Raw genomic sequence first — 1,851 nt, forward strand, 5'->3', positions numbered from 1 at the left:
TTTCTATTCAAATTATCTGCAGATTGAAGCATGGCAAGTAGATAATCATAGACCATATTCAGAGCGCGCACAAATCCTACATTTTGCAGGGCATTTTTAATCTGGATCGGGTAATCAAATTCATCCTCGCCAACACGAACCGTCTCCAGATATTTTCGGTTTGCCTCCTCGTAGTGGAGCAACCGTTCTCCCAACATCTCTTTGATAAAAAGATACATCTTCTCATTATAATCGTAAACATAGGGCTTGGTGCATAGGATATGGGGGCCGATATCCAGAGAAAACAGGCCATATTGTATTGTTTTAGCAAGACCGCCAATATCATTCTCTTTTTCAATTACCGAAAAATTTACGTTGTTACTGAGCAACCGTGAAGCAGCTGACATCCCTGCTGGGCCCGCTCCTAGAATTAGAACATTGCGATCCATAGAGTTCACGTACACCGTTATTGCATAATTTGCGTCGCTTAAGGAATTTTAAGATACGAAAAGAATGAGAAAGCATTGATACCGATGAAGCCTCAGATCCATCAACGAATCTCTCTCCGCTCAGCTTTCATTAGGGTTGCATGCAAGCGGGAAAACAGGTGGGGAATAAGGAGCTATAACAGACATTCAGCATCCTTTTTCTCTGCTCATAATCTGCGCAAACAATCTGAGGATGATATCCGCATTCCATGGGCCCGAAAACCGCTCTGCAAGTCGTTAGTTATCTCCAGCCCGCCGTTAGATGTTCAATTATACACTTACCAGCCTTTCCATCCCCAAACGGATTCTCCCATTCATTTCCCTGCAGCATTATCCGCTTTGCCCTATCGACCATCCGCAAAGCATCAGCCCCCGCCAGCACATTTGCCCCCACATCCAACGTTTCCGGCCTCTCCGTGTTATCTCGCAGCGTCACGCAAGGCACGCCCAAGATGCAAGTCTCCTCCTGCACCCCTCCCGAGTCGGTCAGCGCCAGCCGGGCGCCCGCCTCTAACTGCAGAAACTCCAGGAATCCCAGCGGCTCAATGGCTCTGATGCCATCGAGCTCGAACCCAAAGCTCTCGACCATCTTCCTCGTCCTGGGGTGGACCGGGAAGACCATAGGCAGGCCGAATTCGCTCTTGACCATCCCCAGACCCCGGATGATCTCCCCCAGGCGCTCCTTGTTATCCACGTTCTCCTGCCTGTGGGATGTGACCAGGAAATACCCCTTGGGCTCAAGGCCAAGGTCGGCCAGGATGTTGACCTTCCGCATGGCGATCTCCAGGTTCTGATAGACCGAATCCACAATGGTGTTGCCGGTGACGTGGATCTTCTCCTCAGCTATGCCCTCTTTGAGAAGATTTGCCTTGGAGATCTCAGTGGGGGCAAAGCAATAATCCGAGACGTGATCCGCCACCACCCGGTTGATCTCCTCGGGCATGCTGCGGTCGTAAGAGCGGAGCCCCGCCTCCACATGGCCCACCTTGATTTGCAGCTTCGAGGCCGCCAGGGCCCCGGCCATCACCGTGTTGGTGTCTCCCTGCACCAGGACCACATCCGGCCGCTCAGCCATCAGCACTGCTTCCAGATCTGCCAGGATCCGCCCAGTCTGCTCGCCGTGATTGCCGGAGCCTACATCTAAATTATGATCTGGCTGCGGTAACTCCAGCTGCTCGAAGAATATCCGGTCCATCTGATAGGAGTAGTGCTGGCCGGTGTGTATGATGCTGTAATCCAGGCCGCGGCGCTGGCACTCCCGGATCGCCGGAGCCATCTTGATGATCTCCGGCCGGGTCCCGAGGATGATTGCAATGGTCATGGTAGATCGTAGCCTTTGGATTTTTGGGTTGATTGGACTGCGATAAACGGAATTTAACCACAA

The 1,851-nt window shown here is 52.0% G+C and carries 2 protein-coding genes; both read right to left on the reverse strand.

What is annotated here, in order from left to right:
* On the reverse strand, positions 1–428 hold a 428-nt coding region (locus BP727_RS12595), incomplete at its 3' end, for an NAD(P)-binding protein (protein ID WP_286859145.1).
* 280 nt (positions 429–708) lie between these two features.
* Complete coding sequence (gene wecB, locus BP727_RS12600; RefSeq protein ID WP_286859146.1) at positions 709–1,788, reverse strand: non-hydrolyzing UDP-N-acetylglucosamine 2-epimerase; 1,080 nt, start codon at positions 1,786–1,788, stop codon at positions 709–711.
* Positions 1,789–1,851 lie beyond the last annotated feature (63 nt).

Origin of the sequence: Methanosaeta sp. UBA356, assembly GCF_002496465.1 — an archaeon.
GTDB classification, from domain to species: domain Archaea; phylum Halobacteriota; class Methanosarcinia; order Methanotrichales; family Methanotrichaceae; genus Methanothrix; species Methanothrix soehngenii.